This window comes from Allobranchiibius sp. GilTou38 (assembly GCF_017565325.1).
Lineage (GTDB): Bacteria > Actinomycetota > Actinomycetes > Actinomycetales > Dermatophilaceae > Allobranchiibius > Allobranchiibius huperziae.
In genome coordinates this window covers 90,981-109,724 of sequence record NZ_JAGEKN010000004.1, presented here as the reverse complement: position 1 = coordinate 109,724, position 18,744 = coordinate 90,981, and the positions used below count along the sequence as shown (strand labels likewise).

The following is an 18,744-nucleotide window of genomic DNA, read 5'->3' as shown; positions in this document are numbered from 1 at the left end:
TCGTGGCCGACCGACTCAGTTCCCTCGATGCCTCGTTCCTCTATCTGGAGCAGGCCACGACGCCCCTGCACGTCGGGTCGGTGATGATCTTCGAACCCGGGCCGGGCGGGTTCTCCTACGAGCTGCTGCTCGACCTGGTCGGCAACCGGATCTCCTACGTGCCCCGCTACCGCCAGCGGGTGCGGGAGGTGCCGGGCCGGGTCAGCCCGCCGGTGTGGGTGGACGACGAGGACTTCGACCTCAGCTACCACGTACGCCGCTCCGCGCTGCCGCGCCCGGGAACGGTCGCGCAGCTGGAGGAGTTCGTCGCCCGCATCCAGGCGCGTGCTCTGGATCGCGACCGGCCGCTGTGGGAGATCTACCTGGTCGAGGGTCTGGAGCGAGGCCGGTTCGCGCTCGTCACCAAGACCCACGAGGCGCTCGTGGACGGTCAGAACGCGGTCGACCTGACCCAGGTCATCGTCGACGCCGACCCGGGCCGTGAGGTCGCGCTGCCGCGGTTGTGGCGACCGGCGAAGGCGCCCAGTGACATGGAGTTGCTCGTGGCGGCGGCCGTCGATGTGCTGCGCCGTCCGACCGAGGTCGCCCGCGGCGTACGCGACGCCGTCACCGGCGTCAGATCCATTGCGACACAGGCTCTCTCGACCGTCGGAGACGTCGCCGGAGTGCTCGCCCGCAGTGTGACGCGGCCGGCCCCGTCCAGTCCGTTGAACCGACCGATCGGCGCACATCGCCGCTATGTCATGGTCGAGAGCGACCTGGCGGCCTATCGGGCGGTGCGCAACCGGGTGGCCGCCGCGGAGGACCTGCAGGAGTCGCCCGGCGGCGAGATCACACCCGTCACCTCCATCACCGTGCACGCCGTCGTGCTGGCGACCATCACGGGCGCACTGCGCACCTGGCTGATGACCCGGGGCGAGGGCATGGGCGGTGCGGAGAAGATCCGCGCCATGGTGCCGCTCAGCGTCGCCGGGCGCGAGGGTGAGAGCGGACTGGTGGTGCCGTGCTTCATCGATCTGCCGGTGGGGGAGCCGCGGCCGATGATGCGCCTGCATCAGGTCGCCTACGACATGCAGCAACAGGTCGAGGGAGGTGCCAGTGCGCGGTCGCTGGCCAGCCTCGGCGGGTACGCGCCGACGACGCTGCACTCCCTGGGCTCCCGGCTGGGCAGCGCCATCTCGCGGCGGATGTTCAACCTGGTGATCACCAACGTCCCCGGCCCGCAGCAACCGCTCTACGCGGCCGACGCGCAATTGGAGAGCACCTACCCCGTGATCCCTCTGGCCAAGGGCCAGGCGCTCACGATCGGGCTCACGTCGTACGACGGGAAGGTCTGCTTCGGGCTGAACGCAGACCGCGACGCGATGCCCGATCTGGACGTGTTGGGGCAGTGCATCGAGGACGCGCTGGCCGAGCTGGCGCACGAGGGAGCAGCATGAGACGGGTCTACCTGCCGCTGACGGCGTCGCAGCTGCACACTTTGCAGGGCACACGACGTCTGCCCGACGACGAGCTGGTGGGGTTCGCCGTCACCGAGCTGCTGACGGAGACGCTGCCGGCGTCGGAGGACGACGAGGGTCGCGAGTACGCCGCCCTGCAGGAGGCAGCGCTGCAGTCCGCCAGTCGAGGAGGCCGGGTGGTCGTCGCAGCGGACGTCGACGACGAACTGGTGCAGCCGCCTGCCCCGGGGGATGAGGGATCACCGAGCCGGGTGCTCGTCCGCGAGGGGCTCGACCTGCGGCGCGTGGTCAGCCTGCAGGTGCTGGACCCCGCGGGCGAACGCGATCCGGACAGCGACCTGGACCTGTCCTGGTACGACGTGACCGAGCTGGCGCAGCTGCTGCTCGACCTCGGCGAGGCCTGAGCGCCGCCGGGCCCGATCGGCGTACTCCGCGTCGTCGTGCCACCATGGCGGGACCGTATGCAGGGCCTCGTCGGCTCTGCGCTGCCCCCGCACGAAGGAGCCACCGCTCATGGATGCCGTCACGTCCGTCCCCGCCCCCCGTAACGAGCCCGTCCTGGAGTACCGGCCGGGCAGTCCCGAGCGCGCGGATCTGGACGTCGCGCTGGAGCAGCTGGCGTCGGCGCCGGTCGACCTACCGCACACCATCGGCGGCAAGCGGGTCACCGGCGGCGGCGAGCCGATCGACGTGCGCCAGCCGCACGACCACCGCAAGGTGCTGGGCACGATGCGCAACGCCACCGCCTCCGACGCGCAGCACGCCGTCGACGCGTCGAAGGCGGCGGCGCCCGGGTGGCGCGAACTGTCCTTCGACGACCGCGCCGCGGTGCTGCTCAAGGCGGCCGACCTGCTCGCCGGCCCCTGGCGGGCACGCCTGAACGCCGCGACGATGCTCGGCCAGAGCAAGACCGTCGTGCAAGCGGAGATCGACAGCGCCTGCGAGCTGATCGACTTCTGGCGCTACAACGTGCACTTCGCCCGCGACATCATGGCCGAGCAGCCGATGGCCAACGCGAACGGCGTGTGGAACCGCACCGACCACCGACCGCTCGAGGGCTTCGTCTACGCGATCACGCCGTTCAACTTCACCGCGATCGCCGGCAACCTGCCCACGGCGCCGGCGCTGATGGGCAACACGGTGGTGTGGAAACCCTCACCCACTCAGCAGCGGGCCGCGCAGCTGACCATGGAGGTGCTGGAGGCGGCCGGGCTGCCGGACGGGGTGATCAACCTGGTCACCGGCGACGGCTTGGAGGTGTCCAAGGTCGCGCTGGCGGACCGCGACCTGGCCGGGGTGCACTTCACCGGCTCGACCCCGACGTTCCAGAGCCTGTGGCAGACGGTGGGCGCGAACCTGACCGGTTACCGCACCTACCCGCGCCTCGTCGGTGAGACCGGCGGCAAGGACTTCATCCTGGCGCACCCCAGCGCCGACCCGGACGTGCTGCGCACCGCCATGATCCGTGGCGCGTTCGAGTATCAGGGGCAGAAGTGCTCGGCGGCGTCGCGCGCGTACGTCCCGGCGAGCCTGTGGAAGCAGATCAAGGACGAACTGGTCTCCATCACCGACGGCCTCGCAGTCGGTGACGTGACCGACTTCTCCAACTTCATGGGTGCCGTCATCGACGAGCGCGCCTTCGCCAAGCACAAGGCCGCGATCGACATGGCCCACGCGCACGTCGACATCGAGGTGGTGGCGGGTGGCACGTACGACGACTCGGTCGGCTACTTCGTGCGCCCGACCGTGCTCGAGGTGAGCGACCCCGGCCACGAGATCTTCAGCACCGAGTACTTCGGGCCGATCCTGGCCGTGCACGTCTACCAGGACGGGGACTACGACACGGTGCTGGACCAGATGGAGTCGGTCGCGTCGTACGCGCTCACCGGCGCGATCCTCGCCCAGGACCGGATGGTGATCGCCGACGCGACGAAGCGGCTGCGCTTCGCCGCCGGCAACTTCTACATCAACGACAAGCCCACCGGCGCGGTCGTCGGGCAGCAGCCGTTCGGCGGCGGCCGGGCATCGGGCACCAACGACAAGGCGGGCGCGCCGGTCAACCTGCTGCGGTGGACCAGCCCGCGCTCGATCAAGGAGACGTTCGTCCCGCCGACGAGCCACCCCTACCCGGCGATGGGCTGACGGGGAGGCCTCGCGCGCCGACTCAGCGCGCGAGGTACTCCTTGCCCGTCTCGGCCTCGGACCGGACGGCCGAGACGATGGCGGGAGCCGCCGCCTGCTCGATCTTGCCGCCGATGAGCGGGATGCGCGCCTTGAGATTGCCGGCGACGTCCATCACGGTGTCCTTGCCGCGGGTCCCCGACGGTGTGGCGGTGATGGTGCCGGTCAGCGCGATCGGCACACCCGCGATGACGACCGACAACTGCGCCTCGCGGACGCCGTCCGCGTCGGGCGCTCCCCACGCCTGCGTCTCGGTGATCTTCAAGGAGTCACCGATCATCGACTTGAACTGCGACGGGAACGACGCGGTCGACATGGTGCGATGGGTGACCACGGTGTGCCCACCGCCGTCCGGCTCGATCTCGACCGAATGCTCGACGGCCTTGGTTGCCACGCACTTGGCCTCCTGGAAGGCAGGGTCGACGATCATCGCGTAGACGGCGTCATCGGAGGCGGGATAGACCCACTTCTCTTCGATCTTCATGGCGTCAGGGTAACCATGGCCGCGCGGGTCAGTCGGTGCTCGCCACGCACCACCCTGGCCAGCACCTGATCACGCTGTTCGATGGACTCCGCATTCGTCAGTCGATCGCCCTCGGTCTGGAGCAGATCGGCGAGCGCATCCAACTCCGTTGCGAGACAGAGGCACTGATCGACGACGAGGCGAGCGCCCGCGTCCGGTTGGTCCCCCGTGCCGGCGACGTCCAACAGCTCCTCGGTGGCATCACCCACGCGCCGTACGACGGCCCGCAGCTCGGCAGCTGCCAGGTGCAGCGTGACCGGGCGGCCGGGAAGTCGACCACGGCGGATCCCGGCCCGCAGCGCGGCAGGCGCGCGCGGTGCCACGTCGTCCCCGTCCCGTCCCGGGATCGGCGTGGACTCGTCGATGACGCCCGGCCCGGCGAGGTCGGTGCCGAGCGCCAGCCGGTCATGCCATCGCAGCAGGCCCTCCGCGATCCGCTCGATCGCTTCGGCGACCGCGTCGGCGGTGTCGGCATCGGCCGTCTCCACCTGCACGCCGAGCAACTGCGGCACCGTGGCGACGATGCTTCTCGCCGCCTGCTGCCGGTTGCCCATGGCGCCCACCCTAAGTGCCGGGTGGTCAGGGATAAGGTCGGACCGGGCGTACAACGAGGTGCGTCCGACCCCGCACAGTGAAGGTCCCAAGGCATCCCGATGAGCGCGGCTTCGAGCTCCCGCACCGACCTGTTGCGCGACTGCGCAGCGATGACCGACCACAAGCCGGATCCGGCCCCGCCGTGGCTGGTCGAGCAGTATTTCCGCCACGTGGCGGACGAGGATCTGCGGGCGAACGGGCCCGCGTCCCTCGCCGGCATCGTCCGCAGTCACCTGCAGCTCGCCGTTGACCGTCCCGCGGACACCACCAGGCTGCGGATCTTCTCCCCGCAGGAGGACACCGACGGGTGGTCCTGCTCCTACGCGGTGCTGCAGATCGTCACCGACGACATGCCGTTCCTCGTGGACTCCGTGCTCGCCGCGCTCGGGGAGCGCGGCGTGCATCTGCTGATCCACCCGCAACTGCAGGTACGCCGCGACGCTGCCGGCGCGCTGCAGGAGGTCGTGCAGGACGGCAGCGGCGCGGAGGGCATCGCCGAGGCGTGGATGCACTTCGAGATCGACCTGTCCGCGGACAGCGCCGAGGACGACGACCTGGCCGACCGGCTGCGCAGCGTCCTGCACGACGTCCGCCTGGCCGTCACCGACTGGCACGCCATGAGCGCCCGGTGCACCCAGATCGCCACGGAGCTGGCGGACCACCCGCCGTACCCGGTGCCCACCGAGATCGTCACCCGCACCTCCAACTTCCTGCGGTGGCTGGCCGACGGGCACTTCACCTTCCTCGGCTACCGCGACTACGTCCTCGACGAGGTCGACGGTGAGGTGGTGCTGCGGGCGACCCCGTCCGGGGGCCTCGGCATCCTGCGCGGCGCGTCCGACGAGTCGAAGTCCTTCGCCCGGTTGACCCCGAACGCCCGTGCCAGCGCCCGCGATCCGCGGCTGCTCACGGTGACCAAGGCCAACACCCGGTCCACCGTGCATCGGCCCCAGTACCTCGACTACATCGGTGTGCGCACCTTCGACGAGCACGGCGCGGTCGTGGGGGAGCGGCGCTTCCTCGGGCTCTTCACCTCGACGGCCTACACGGAGTCGGTGCTCGCGGTGCCGGTGATCCGCGACCGGGTCGCCGAGGTCATCCGCCGCTCCGGCTTCCTCGCCGAGAGCCACTCGGAGAAGGACCTGCTGCAGGTCCTGGAGTCCTTCCCGCGCGACGAGCTCTTCCAGACGGGCACCGAGGAGCTGCACCGCACGGTCACCGCCGTGATGCGGCTGCAGGAGCGCAGCAAGCCCGGTGTCCTGCGCCGGATCGACGAGTTCGGTCGCTTCGTGTCGGTGCTCGTCTACGTGCACCGGGACCGCTACAACACCTCGGTGCGGCTCGCGATCGAGAGGGTGCTGCGCTCGGCGTACGACGCCCGCTCGATCGACTGGACCACCAGTGTCGGCGACTCCTCGTTGGCGCGGTTGCACTTCGTGGTGCGCCCGGCGCCCGGGCAGCCGATCCCGGAGGTCGACCTGGACCGGCTGCGCGAAGAGGTGCTGGAGAGCACCCAGAGCTGGGGCGAGCGGCTCGGCGCCGTCAGCCGAGCGGAGGACGGCGAGGACGCCTCGGCGCGGGTGATGAGCCTCTACGCCCGGGCGTTCCCCGAGGCGTACAAGGAGGACTTCACGGCCCGCCAGGGGGTCGCCGACCTTCGCCGGATCGAGGCGCTGGCCAGCGACGACGACACCAAGCTGACGCTCTATCGCGAGCCCGGCGCTGATCCGCGGGAGCGCCGGTTCAAGCTCTTCCGCCGTTCCCGGCTGATCCTCACCGAGATCCTCCCGGTCTTCACCGGGCTCGGCGTCGACGTCACCGATGAGCGTCCCTACACGATGCGGCGCGCCGACGGCGTGGTCGTGCACATCTACGACTTCGGCCTGCGGGCGGCGAGCGAGCAGTTCTGGGGCACCGAGCAGGACGCCGCGCAGGTGCGCGAGCGCTTTCAGGACGCCTACATGGCCGTGGTGGCCGGCCGCGCGCAGAGCGACGGGCTCGGCGCGCTGGTGCTGCGGGCGGGGTTGAACTGGCGGCAGGTCGCGATGCTGCGCAGCATCGCCAAATACCTGCAGCAGATCGACTTCGGGCGCAGCCAGCGCTTCGTGGAGGAGACCCTCACCACGAACGTCGACATCACCCGGGCGCTGGTCGCGCTCTTCGAAGCCCGGTTCGACCCGGCGTACGACGAGGACCGCGCTGCGGCCCAGGAACGCATCGTCGAACGCATCGAGCAGGGCCTCGGCGACGTCAGCAGCCTGGACGAGGAGAAGGTGCTGCGCACGGTGATGGAAGTGGTGCTCGCCACCACCCGCACCAACGCCTTCGCCCGAAAGGCAGACGGCACGCACCTCGACGTCCTCAGCCTCAAGCTCGACCCCCGCGCGATCACCGGTATGCCGAGCCCCAAGCCGCACTTCGAGATCTGGGTCTACAGCCCGCGGGTCGAGGGCGTGCACCTGCGTTTCGGCCCGATCGCTCGCGGTGGGTTGCGCTGGAGTGACCGACGGGAGGACTTCCGCACCGAGGTCCTCGGTCTGGTCAAGGCGCAGACGGTCAAGAACTCGGTCATCGTGCCGACCGGATCCAAGGGCGGCTTCTTCGCCAAGGCGCTGCCCGACCCGGCCGACCGCGAGGCCTGGATGACGGAGGGGATCACCTGCTACAAGCACTTCATCAGCGGTCTGCTCGACCTCACCGACAACCTGGTGGACGGTGTCGTCGTCCCGCCGCGGGACGTCGTGCGCCACGACGGCGACGACACCTACCTGGTCGTGGCCGCGGACAAGGGCACCGCGTCCTTCTCCGACATCGCCAACGGCGTGGCGCAGGACTACGGCTTCTGGCTCGACGACGCCTTCGCGTCCGGCGGATCGGCCGGCTACGACCACAAGGCCATGGGCATCACCGCCCGCGGTGCGTGGGAGTCGGTCAAGCGGCACTTCCGCGAGATGGGGCTGGACACGCAGGCCGAGGAGTTCACCGTCGCCGGCGTCGGCGACATGAGCGGCGACGTCTTCGGCAACGGGATGCTGTGCTCACCGCACATCCGGCTGGTCGCAGCGTTCGACCACCGGCACATCTTCCTGGACCCCACGCCGGACGCCGCCACGTCGTACGCCGAACGCCGGCGGCTCTTCGCTCTGCCGCGGTCCTCGTGGGCCGACTACGACGCGAGCCTGTTGTCACCCGGGGGCGGTGTCTATCCGCGGACGATGAAGTCGGTGCCGATCAGCGCCGAGGTGCGCACCGCGCTCGGCCTGCCCGAGGGCGTACGCGCCCTCGCGCCGGCCGATCTGATGCGCGCCATCCTGCTGGCACCGGTCGACCTCTTCTGGAACGGCGGCATCGGCACCTACGTGAAGTCCGCCGTGGAGAGCAACGCCCAGGTCGGCGACCGCGCCAACGACGCGATCCGGGTCGACGGGAAGCAGCTGCGCTGCAAGGTGATCGGCGAGGGCGGCAACCTCGGTTCGACCCAGTTGGGCCGGATCGAGGCCGCGCAGTCGGGCATCCGGGTCAACACCGACGCCATCGACAACTCCGCCGGCGTCGACACCTCCGACCACGAGGTCAACATCAAGATCCTGGTGACGGACCTGATGCGCCGCGGACGCTTCGATCGCGCTCAGCGGGATGCGTTGCTGCACAGCATGACCGACGAGATCGGCCGGCGGGTGCTGCGCGACAACTATGAGCAGAACGTGCTGCTCGGCAACGCCCGCGCGCAACGGCACGCGATGGTCGGGGTGCACCGCCGGTTCACCGACTGGCTCGTCGAGCGTGGCGAGCTGGACCGGGAGCTGGAGTTCCTGCCGAGCGATGCCGAGATGGCCGACCGTGAGGCGAACGGCGGCGGTCTCACCTCGCCGGAGTTCTCCGTCCTGGTCGCCTACGCCAAGCTCGTCCTCAAGGCGGATCTGGCCGACAGCGGCCTGACGGACGACCCGTGGTTCGAGGAGACCCTGGTCGACTACTTCCCGCGCCAGTTGCGCGAGGAGTACGCCGCCGATCTGGCCCAGCACCCGCTGCGCCGGGAGATCGTGATCAACACGGTCGTCAACTCCCTGGTCAACCGGGGCGGGATCACCTTCGCCTTCCGGACCAGCGAGGAGACGGGCGCTTCGCCGGAACGGGTCACCCGCGCATATGTCATCGCGCGCGAGATCTTCGACCTGGCCGGGTTCGTGCGGCAGGTCGAGGCGCTGGACAACCTGGTGCCGACCGACGTGCAGACCAGGCTCTACCTGGAGTTCCGCCGGCTGATCGACCGCACCACTCGGTGGCTGCTGCACAGCCGTCCCGTGGCGCTCGACATCGGCAGCGAGATCGCACGCTTCGCCCCGGTCGTCGCCGAGCTGATGCCGCAACTGCCGCAGCTGCTGCAGGGCACCGAGCACGAGCGTTGGGCCAGGGAGACCACCGTCTTCGGCGCGCCGGGAGTCCCGCACGAGCTGGCCGGGCAGGCGGCGGCGCTGTTGGACGCGTACTCGCTGCTCGACATCACCGAGCAGGCGCACCGGACCGGCACGCCGGTGCAGGACATCGCCCAGGTCTACTTCGCGCTCTCCGAGCGTCTGGGCGTGGATCGGCTGCTGCACGCCGTGTCCGCGCTGCCGCGAGAAGACCGGTGGGACGCGCTCGCGCGCGGTGCCGTGCGCGATGACCTGTACGGCGTCCTCGACGCGTTCACGGCGGCAGTCATCGCCGGCACGCCCGACGACCTGACCGCGACCGAGCGGCTCGAGAACTGGGTGCAGGCCAACACCGAATCGGTGACCCGGGCCGGTCAGGCGCTGCAAGGCCTCTCGGAGCTGGAGCACCCCGGTCTGGCGCCGCTGTCGGTGGCGCTGCGCACCCTGCGCTCGGTGATCAGATCGGGGTCGGCCACGCACGCTCGCTAGGCTCGCGCCGTGCCCTCGCTGAAGGACGTCGTCGCCGAATGCACGGCCCTGCAGGAGCCGGAGGTCGAATGGCTGCACCTGCTGGTCGCCGACTGGCAGCTCATCGCCGACCTGTCCTTCGCCGACCTCGCCCTCTGGGTGCGCTCGACCGAGGGCACCTGGGTGGCGGCGGCACACGTCCGCCCGACGACCGGGGTCGGCGTCTTCACCGAGGACCTGGTCGGGCGGGAGTTGGATCTGCCGCGGGACCAGTTCGTGCAGCAGGCCTACGACGAGCGCCGCCAGATCCGCTCGGCCACGACGTTGTGGCGCAGCGAGGCGCCCGTCCGCTCCGAGGCGGTACCGGTCGTGATGGACGGACGGGTGATCGCCGTCCTCACCCGCTACACCAATCTCGCCGCGATGCGCACCCTCAGCCGGCTGGAGGTGACCTATCTGGCGACCGCCGATGCGCTCGCCCGGATGATCGCGAACGGGGAGTTCCCGCAACGGGATTCGGCCGCGCAGGGCCGTCGTGGCGCACCCAGGGTCGGTGACGGGGTGCTGAGACTGGATGCCGAGGGGGCGGTCACGTACGCCAGCCCCAACGCGGTGTCCGCCGCGCACCGTCTCGGCTACGCAGGTGAGCTGGTCGGGGTGCGGCTGGCGTCCGTGCTGCAGCAGATGCTGCCGGAGCGCGGACCGGTGGACGAGGAGCTGATGCTCGTGGTGGCCGGACGCGTGCCGTGGCACACCGAGATCGACTCCGGTGACGCCGTCGTCAGCGCGCGGGCGATCCCGCTGGTCGAGCGGGGCACCCGGGTAGGGGCGGTCCTGCTCGTGCGCGACATCTCCGAGCAGCGTCGGCGCGAGCGGGAGCTGCTCACCAAGGACGCCACCATCCGCGAGATCCATCACCGGGTGAAGAACAACCTGCAGACCGTCGCCGCCGTGCTGCGCCTGCAGGCCCGCCGCCTGGACGACCCCGCAGCGCGCGCGTCCCTGGAGGACGCCGTCCGCCGGGTGGCGACGATCGCGGACGTGCACGACACGCTCAGTGCGCGCCTGGACGACCATGTGTCCTTCGACGAAATCGCGCAGCGGTCCATCTCGGCCGCCATCGAGCTGGCGAACCGGTCCGGCACCCGGGTGACCGGCAGCTTGAGCGGCTCGTTCGGCTTCCTCACCGCCGAGGACGCCACCACCTTGGCGATGATCCTGGCGGAGCTCGTCCAGAACGCGGTCGAGCACGGCTTCGCCGACCGAGGGGGTCAGGTGCAGGTGGACGTACGCCGTACACCCGCCAGTGGCGGCGGCGAAAGGGACGATCTGGTGATGGAGGTGCGCGACGACGGCAGTGGGCTACCCCCGGACTTCGAGGTGGCGAGCGCCGGACTCGGCACGCAGATCGTGCAGTCCCTGGTCACCGACCTGGCCGGGTCGATCTCGTGGGGGCACGGTCCCGAAACCGGGACGGTCGTGCAGTGCCGGGTGCGGGTCAGCGGCGGCTGAGGTCAGCCGGCGCGGCGGGCGCGGGCGTTGCGCCGCTTGAGCGCCCGACGCTCGTCCTCGGACAGTCCGCCCCAGACGCCGGCGTCCTGGCCGGACTCCAGAGCCCACTTCAGGCAGGTGTCGATGACGGGGCAGCGACGACAGACGGCCTTGGCGTCTTCGATCTGCTGCAGGGCGGGGCCGGTGTTCCCGATGGGGAAGAACAGCTCGGGGTCCTCGTCCAGACACGCAGCGCGGTTGCGCCAATCCATGTGTTTTCGCTCCTTGCACATCAAACCCCGTGCGCTAGCGCACACGGAGCTACTTTGGTCCGTCAGCTTGGTGATCCGGCGCAGCGGCTGGAGCCGACAGCAACGACCTGTTGCATAACCCAACGACGCGTCACGCACGGATGTTCCTACCTTCACAGACTCCAACACTGGGACACAAGGGTTTCCGTCCGGCATTTCGGTCTCGAAGGTGAGTCCTTGGTCACATGACGCCCCCGCCTACCATCGTCGGGTGTCATCCAACGACCGCGAATCCGCGCCCCCGCGCCTCTCCACGGCCTGGCGTCGGGTGCTCCCGGCGGCACTCCTGGCGCTCCAGGGTGTGGTGCTGCTCGTGCTCGGGGTGCTGCTGATCATCCGCACGATCACAGGGCATGCGTCCAACGCCGGCCGTTCGCTGACGCTCGCGATCGTGGTCCTGGTCTTCGCGCTGGGTGCGGGACTGATCGCCCGCGCGCTGCTGCGGGGTGAGGAGGGGGCCCGCAGTCCCACCCTGGTGTGGGGGGTGTTCGTCGTGCTGATCGGAGTCACTCTGGCGCGGGGGGGTGCGCCCGTGGTCGGTGTGGTCGTCACGGTCCTGGGGGCCGCCACGCTCGCCGCGGGATGGACCGCGGCCGGAGGCCGGCCCGGCTGAAGGGTGCCGAGGGGTCAGGAGGCGGTTCCGGTCGCCGTGCCGACGAGCGGTACACCCTCGTTCGTCCGCGGCAGGCGTCCGACCAGGTCCTCGACCAGCACGGGGAAGACCTGGGTGCGCAGCCCCGCCAGGGTCTTGTCGGCGTTGTTGCCGAACGCCTGGTAGAAGCCGGAGAAGTCCAGGTCGATCCAGGCGGCGTTCTTCCCGTTCGAAACCAGCACCGAGGAGTGCATGTTGGACAGAAAGTAGGCGCCCTTCGCGCCGAACGTCCCGGGGGTGAAGAAGACGTCGCCGGTGATCCTGCCCGTGATCTGCGTGCGTTCCTCCGCGAGCCAGGCCGCGGTCATCGGGCCGTCCGCGCCGAACCCGTGGAAGGACAAGGTCACCGTGCTCACGGTGCCACCGGACTCCGGCAACGACACCGACCATGTGCAGCTGCTGTTGCGAGGAGTCTTGACGCCGCCGGGCAGGGTGAGCTTCGTGCAGGACGGTGTCTTGACCTTCGCCGCCTCGGGGAACAGGGTGACCAGCTGTTCGTCGGTGAAGACTGTGGCGGCATCCGGCCAGGACGACGGATCGACGTTCGGATCGCCGGGCGTGGACCGCGTCAGGTTCCAGGTCGAGGGCGCGGAGACAGCCGCGCGTGCGCTCGATCCGGGGTCGACGGCTCCGGTCGTGAACACCCCGGTGGCCGTCTGCACCGGCCAGCTGCTCGGCCCGTCGTACGACGCCGCTCCACCGCCCCCGCTGCACGCGGTGAGCAGGATCCCGGCGGCGCCCATCAGGCATCCTCCGAGCGCGGCGCGCGATCTGCTCATGCCAGATCGACCACGATCAGCAGGTCGCCGCCCTCGACCTGCCCGGGGCCGCTCAGCGCCACACGGCGCACGGTCCCGGCGACCGGCGAGGTGATCGCGGCCTCCATCTTCATGGCCTCGATCGAACCGACCGCCGAGCCGGCCGTGATCGCGTCGCCTTCGGCGACCGACAGGGTGACGACCCCGGCGAACGGCGCCGCGATCTGCGTCTTGTCGCCCGGGTCCGCGCGCTCGGCCTGGGTGACCTCGACCTTCGCCTTCTCGTCCTTGACCTGCACAGGACGCAACTGACCGTTCACCAGGCACATCACGGTGCGCATGCCGCGTTCGTCCGGTTCGCCGATCGACTGGATGGACAGCAGCAGCCGCTTGCCCGGCTCCAGGTCGAGCTCGTACTCGGCGTCCGGCTCCAACCCGTAGAGGAACTCCCGGGTCGCGAGCAGCGACAGGTCGTAGTACTGCTCCTTGGACCGCTCGAAGTCCTTCGTCGGCCCGGGGAAGAGCAGCCTGTTGAGGGTCGGTCGCGGCATCCGGGCGAGTGCCTGTTCGTCCTCCTCGGACAACGTCGCCCGCGGCGGGGTCACGGTGCGGCCCTGCAGCGCCTTGGTGCGGAACGGCTCGGGCCAGCCCCCCGGCGGGTCTCCGAGGTCGCCGGCCAGGAAGCCGATCACCGAGTCCGGGATGTCGAACCGCCCCGGCTCCTGCTCGAACTCGGCCGGGTCGATGCCCGCGCCGACCAGCGACAGGGCGAGATCGCCGACGACCTTGGAGCTCGGGGTCACCTTCACGATGTGGCCGAGCATGGCGTTGGCGGCGGCGTACATGTCCTCGATCGCCTCGAAGCGATGGCCGAGGCCGAGCGCGATCGCCTGCTGGCGCAGGTTGGACAGCTGGCCGCCGGGGATCTCGTGGTGATAGACCCGCCCGGTGGGGGAGGCGAGGCCGGACTCGAACGGCTTGTAGAGCGCGCGGACCGCCTCCCAGTACGGCTCCAGGTCGCAGACGGACTGCAGGTCCAGACCGGTGGCCCGGGAAGTGCCGTCGGTGGCCGCGACCAGCGCCGACAGCGACGGCTGGCTCGTGGTGCCCGCCATCGACGCGCTCGCGGCGTCGACGGCGTCGACCCCGGCATCGATCGCGGACAGCAGCGTCGCAAGCTGCCCACCCGCGGTGTCGTGGGTGTGCAGGTGCACCGGCAGGTCGAACCGTTCGCGCAGGGCCGATACGAGCGTCCGGGCCGCCGGCGCGCGCAGCAGGCCGGCCATGTCCTTGATCGCCAGGATGTGCGCGCCGGCATCGACGATCTGCTCCGCGAGCCGCAGGTAGTAGTCGAGGGTGTAGAGCTTCTCGCCGGGGTTGGAGAGGTCGCCGGTGTAGCAGAGGGCGACCTCCGCCACCGCCGACGTCGAGGAGCGCACCGCGTCGATCGCGGGTCGCATCTGCTCGATGTCGTTGAGGGCGTCGAAGATACGGAAGATGTCCACCCCGGTACGGGCGGCCTCGGCCACGAAGGCGTCGGTCACCCGCGTCGGGTACGGCGTGTAGCCCACCGTGTTGCGGCCCCGCAGCAGCATCTGGATCGGCAGGTTCGGCATCGCGGCGCGCAGCCGCTCCAGCCGGTCCCAGGGATCCTCGGACAGGAAGCGCAGCGCGACGTCGTACGTCGCGCCTCCCCAGGCCTCGACCGACAGCAGCTCGGGCGTCAATCGGGCGGTGTACGGCGCCACGTGCAGCAGATCGCGGGTGCGCACCCGGGTGGCGAGCAGCGACTGGTGCGCGTCCCGGTAGGTGGTCTCCGTGACTCCCACGGCGGTCCGTGCTCGCAGTGACCGGGCGAACGCCTCAGGTCCCTCTCGCAGCAGCAGATCGCGGGCCCCGGCGGGCACCGGCCCGTCCAGATCCACGGCGGGCAGCTTGCTGCGCGCCGAGTGCGCGATGGTCGAGGAACCGTACGGCCGGTTGACGCTCTGATGGGCCAGATAGGTGAGCAGCTTGGTGCCGCGGTCGCCGGGGACGCGCGCGTTGAGAAGTTGCGGTCGCTCCTCGATGAACGCGGTGGTGACCCGCCCGGCCAGGAAGTCCGGCTCCTCCAGGACGCTCTGCAGGAACGGGATGTTGGTGCTGACCCCACGCACCCGGAACTCGGCCAGCGCACGCCGGGCTCGGCGTACGGCGGTCGAGAAGTCCCGGCCGCGGCAGGTGAGCTTGACCAGCATCGAGTCGAAGTGCGCGCTGACCTCGGCACCGACGAAGATGGTGCCGCCGTCGAGCCGCACGCCCGAACCGCCGGCCGAGCGGTAGACCGTGATGGTGCCGGTGTCGGGCCGGAAGCCGTTCGAGGGGTCCTCGGTGGTGATCCGGCACTGCAGCGCGGCGCCGCGCACGTGGATGTCCTCCTGGGCGATCCCCAGGTCGGCGAGCGTCTCGCCCGCGGCGATGCGCAGCTGCGAGGACACCAGATCGACGTCGGTGATCTCCTCGGTCACGGTGTGTTCGACCTGGATGCGCGGGTTCATCTCGATGAAGACGTAGCGACCCGACGGGTCGAGCAGGAACTCCACCGTGCCGGCGTTGACATAGCCGATCTCGCGCGCGAAGGCGACTGCGTCCGCGCACATGCGATCACGCAGTTCCTCGGGCAGATTGGGCGCTGGCGCGATCTCCACGACCTTCTGGTGGCGCCGCTGCACCGAGCAGTCCCGCTCGTACAGGTGCAGCACGGTGCCCTTGGCGTCGGCCAGGATCTGCACCTCGATGTGGCGCGGGTCCACCACCGCCTCCTCGATGAAGCAGGTGGCGTCGCCGAACGCCGCCTGCGCCTCACGCATGGCCGCCTCAAGCGACTCGCGCAACTCCTGCGGCCGCTGCACCCGCCGCATACCGCGACCGCCCCCACCGGCGACGGCCTTGACGAACACCGGATAGCCGATCTGCTCCGCGCCGTCGAGCAAGGTCTGCAGGTTGTCACTGGGCTCGATGCTGCGCAGGGTGGGCAGCCCGGCCGCCTTGGCGGCCGCGATCGCGTGCGCCTTGTTGCCGGTCAGGTGCAGCACCTGGGGCGGGGGACCCACGAAGGTGACTCCGGCGGCTTCGCACGCCTCGGCCAGGGCCGGGTTCTCCGACAAAAAACCGTAGCCGGGATAGACCGCGTCGGCCTCGCACTCCAGGGCGACCCGGACGATCTCCTGGGGGTCCAGGTACGCGCGGACGGGATGGCCGACCTCGCCGATCTGGTAGGCCTCGTCGGCCTTCATCCGGTGCTCGCTCTTGCGGTCCTCATAGGGGAAGACCGCGACGGTGGCAGCACCGAGTTCGGTGGCCGCGCGGAAGGCCCGGACGGCGATCTCACCTCGGTTGGCGACAAGGACCTTGCGGAACACGGGGGACTCCCTCTTCCGGCTGCGGTGCAGACACGTCGTACTCGTGCGCAGCACCCTAATAGCTGGGTCAGCGCTGTCGGTCCGTGTCTCGCACCCCGGTCACGGGAACGACGAGAGGGCCGCCACACCGGTCGGTGTGACGGCCCTCGTCGGGAACCGGCTGGATCAGCCCACGTGAGCGGCGGCGTTGCCGTCGGTCTGCAGGTGCTCGTGGCTGACGGTCAGGAACGCGAACAGGCTCAGCGCACCGATCAGGATCATGCCGGCCGCAACCCAGTACACATGCGAGGACGCGTACGTCTGGACGTGCAGCGCGATCTGGTGCTTCCCGGCAGCCACCTGTGCGGACGTCGGGGTCTGACCTGCGGCAGCTGCCGCCTTGGCCTTGGCGGCCGCGGCAGCACCGAGCACCTTGCCGTGCGCGGTGGCGGCATGCGTGAAGACCGTGGTCAACGCCGCGATGCCGACGGCACCACCGACCTGCTGCATGGTGTTCAGCGCGGACGCCGCTGCTCCCGCGTCGTCACCGCGGACGCCGGCGGTGGCCGTCAGCGTCAGCGGGATGAAGACCAGGCCCATACCGAGCGACATGATCACGATGTAGGGGAACAGGTGGCTCCAGTAGCCGGAGTCGACCGACAGGTGGGTGAAACCCCACATGCCGAACGTGGCGAGCAGACCGCCGAAACCGGCGATCCAGCGAGGGTCGATGCGGGCGACCACATTGGTGGCGATGCCCGCGGCGATCACGATGCCGGCACTGAACGGCAGGAACGCCAGACCGCTCTTGATCGGGGAGTACCCCAGGACCTGCTGCAGGAACAGGCCGAGGAAGAAGAACATCGCGAACATCCCGGCGCCCACGATGAGCATCGCGAAGAGGCTCACCCCGCGGGTGCGGTCGGCGACGATGCGCAGCGGCAGCAGCGGGTGCTGCACGCGGCTCTCGACGATCACGAAGACGACGAGCAGGGCGAGGCCGAGGCCGAGGGGCACCAGCGAGAGCGCGTCACCCCAGGAGTGACCGCCGGCGTGCGAGAGACCGTAGACGATGCCGAACAGACCGGCGGTGGCTGTCACCGCCCCGGGGATGTCCAGGCGTCCGTCGTGTCCTTCTGACTCCACGAGGACCCGCGGCGCGGCGATCGCGACCGCCAGGCCGATGGGCACGTTGATGAAGAAGGTCCACTCCCAGCCCAGTGTCTGGGTCAGGAATCCACCGAGGATGAGGCCGACGGCGGCGCCCATGCCGGACATGGCGGCGTAGACCGCCATGGCACGGTTGCGCTGCTTGCCGACCGGGAACGTCGTGTTGATCAGTGCCAGGGCGGCCGGTTGGGCCAGCGCGGCGCCGACGCCCTGCAGGACCCGGGCGGAGATGAGCAGCGTGCCGGTGGGCGCGAGACCACCGAGCAGCGAGGCGATGGAGAAGATCCCGACGCCGAGGACGAACATCTTGCGGCGACCGAACAGGTCACCGAGGCGCCCTCCGAGCAGCAGCAGGCTGCCCAGCGCGAGTGCGTACGCGGTGACGACCCACTGCACCTGGTCGGCCTGCGAGAGGTGCTGGGACGCGTCACGCTGGATGCGCGGAAGCGCGATGTTCACGATGGTGGCATCGAGCACGATCATCAGCTGGGCGAACGCGATGACGATCAGCGCGATGCCGAGATGACGCGTGCCTGGTGGTGGCTCGGTCGTCTCGACCGACTTCTGCGTGGTGACGGACATGGGGACTCCTTCGGGGGCGAACTGATTCGGACTGAGTGAGCGGCGCGTCGGTTTCTCTGTCGTCGTCGTGATCGACGCTAGGCGTCGGCACCGACAGTGCTGCGGTCTGTTCCGGCGGCGCATGCCGGAAGCAGGACCTGCTCGATGATGTGTTGCAGTCGAGCCGGCGTCGGACACTCGTCGAGCATCACGACGTGATGGAATTTCAGGGCGGGGAGGACCGCGGCCAGCAGGTCCAGATCAGCATTCGCGCCGACCTCGCCGCGACGTTGTGCGCGCTCGAGCACGATACGCAGACCCTCCATCCGCGGAGCAATGAATTTTTCGGTGAACAGCCGGGTGAACTCCGCGTCCCGGTGCAGTGCCGGCAGGACGGCGGCCATCACCTGGGACAGCTCGGTGGGCAGCTCGTGCGCGGGACAGAACATGGCGAGCAGGTCGGTCTTCAGGCATCCGCTGTTCGGTACGTCCGGAAGGCTGTCCGCGCCGTCCGGACACGCGTGCGCCTCGACCGCCGCCACGACCAGATCCGCCTTGGACTTCCAGCGGCGGTACAAGGTGGCCTTGCTGGCCCGCACGTGTGCGGCCACCGCGTCGAAGGTCAAACGGTCGTAGCCGCTCTCCAGCAGCACGGTGATCGCACCCGCGAGGATCTCGCGTTCGCGGTCGCCCTCGACCCGGGGCCGAGCAGCGGCAGGTGAAGCGATGGCTGCGCCGGTCGAGCTCATGGGGAATACCTCCGCTGGACGTGAGGTTGGC

General features: G+C 70.1%; 13 protein-coding genes. 6 read left to right on the top strand and 7 right to left on the bottom strand.

All coding sequences use genetic code 11. The annotated features are described in order from the left end of the window. The first annotated feature begins 2 nt into the window (after positions 1-2). The 3 genes from JOB34_RS02365 (at position 3) to pruA (ending at position 3,602) form a co-directional block, all read left to right on the top strand. The gene (locus JOB34_RS02365; protein ID WP_208051224.1) at positions 3-1,439 is read left to right on the top strand and encodes a wax ester/triacylglycerol synthase family O-acyltransferase; all 1,437 of its coding nucleotides are present in this window, start codon (positions 3-5) and stop codon (positions 1,437-1,439) included. Further along, on the top strand, positions 1,436-1,864 hold the full coding sequence (locus tag JOB34_RS02360) for a hypothetical protein (protein ID WP_208051223.1): 429 nt from the start codon (positions 1,436-1,438) through the stop codon (positions 1,862-1,864). The genes JOB34_RS02365 and JOB34_RS02360 overlap by 4 nt, the downstream gene beginning before the upstream one ends. A gap of 109 nt (positions 1,865-1,973) precedes the next feature. Then, entirely contained in the window at positions 1,974-3,602 is a 1,629-nt protein-coding gene (gene pruA / locus JOB34_RS02355) for an L-glutamate gamma-semialdehyde dehydrogenase (RefSeq protein WP_208051222.1), read from the top strand. A gap of 22 nt (positions 3,603-3,624) precedes the next feature. On the opposite strand, the gene JOB34_RS02350 is transcribed toward pruA, so the two are convergent. Both JOB34_RS02350 and JOB34_RS02345 read right to left on the bottom strand, forming a co-directional pair. Then, positions 3,625-4,125 carry a DUF2505 domain-containing protein gene (locus tag JOB34_RS02350; RefSeq protein WP_208051221.1) on the bottom strand — a complete coding sequence of 167 codons (501 nt, stop codon included), beginning with the start codon at positions 4,123-4,125 and terminating at the stop codon, positions 3,625-3,627. After that, the gene (locus tag JOB34_RS02345) at positions 4,122-4,718 is read right to left on the bottom strand and encodes a hypothetical protein (RefSeq protein ID WP_208051220.1); all 597 of its coding nucleotides are present in this window, start codon (positions 4,716-4,718) and stop codon (positions 4,122-4,124) included. The genes JOB34_RS02350 and JOB34_RS02345 overlap by 4 nt, the downstream gene beginning before the upstream one ends. Positions 4,719-4,817: 99 nt before the next feature. Between JOB34_RS02345 and JOB34_RS02340 the strand changes: the two genes are divergently transcribed. Then, positions 4,818-9,662: an NAD-glutamate dehydrogenase gene (locus JOB34_RS02340; protein WP_208051219.1), complete on the top strand. Its 4,845-nt coding sequence runs from the start codon at positions 4,818-4,820 to the stop codon at positions 9,660-9,662. 9 nt (positions 9,663-9,671) lie between these two features. Beyond that, entirely contained in the window at positions 9,672-11,153 is a 1,482-nt protein-coding gene (locus JOB34_RS02335) for a PAS domain-containing sensor histidine kinase (RefSeq protein ID WP_208051218.1), read from the top strand. Between the two features lie 2 nt (positions 11,154-11,155). Here JOB34_RS02335 and JOB34_RS02330 read toward each other — a convergent pair whose 3' ends face one another. Beyond that, a complete protein-coding gene (locus JOB34_RS02330) occupies positions 11,156-11,404 on the bottom strand; it encodes a WhiB family transcriptional regulator (protein WP_179479604.1) in 249 nt (82 codons plus the stop codon). Positions 11,405-11,654: 250 nt separating this feature from the next. Here JOB34_RS02330 and JOB34_RS02325 point away from each other — a divergent pair, with 250 nt between their 5' ends. Then, positions 11,655-12,056 (top strand): hypothetical protein, encoded by a 402-nt coding sequence (locus JOB34_RS02325; protein WP_208051217.1) that lies wholly within the window; start codon positions 11,655-11,657, stop codon positions 12,054-12,056. Positions 12,057-12,070: 14 nt separating this feature from the next. Here JOB34_RS02325 and JOB34_RS02320 read toward each other — a convergent pair whose 3' ends face one another. From JOB34_RS02320 to JOB34_RS02305, 4 genes are all read right to left on the bottom strand, one after another. Then, entirely contained in the window at positions 12,071-12,874 is an 804-nt protein-coding gene (locus JOB34_RS02320; RefSeq protein ID WP_208051216.1) for a hypothetical protein, read from the bottom strand. Further along, the gene (locus JOB34_RS02315; protein WP_208051215.1) at positions 12,871-16,254 is read right to left on the bottom strand and encodes a pyruvate carboxylase; all 3,384 of its coding nucleotides are present in this window, start codon (positions 16,252-16,254) and stop codon (positions 12,871-12,873) included. Before JOB34_RS02315 ends, JOB34_RS02320 begins: the two co-directional genes overlap by 4 nt. Positions 16,255-16,419: 165 nt before the next feature. Then, positions 16,420-17,985, bottom strand: a complete 1,566-nt coding sequence (locus JOB34_RS02310; protein ID WP_208051214.1) for an MFS transporter — start codon at positions 17,983-17,985, stop codon at positions 16,420-16,422. 77 nt (positions 17,986-18,062) lie between these two features. Next, positions 18,063-18,713, bottom strand: coding sequence for a TetR/AcrR family transcriptional regulator (locus JOB34_RS02305; protein ID WP_208051213.1), 651 nt, complete (start codon positions 18,711-18,713; stop codon positions 18,063-18,065). Between the last annotated feature and the right edge of the window lie 31 nt (positions 18,714-18,744).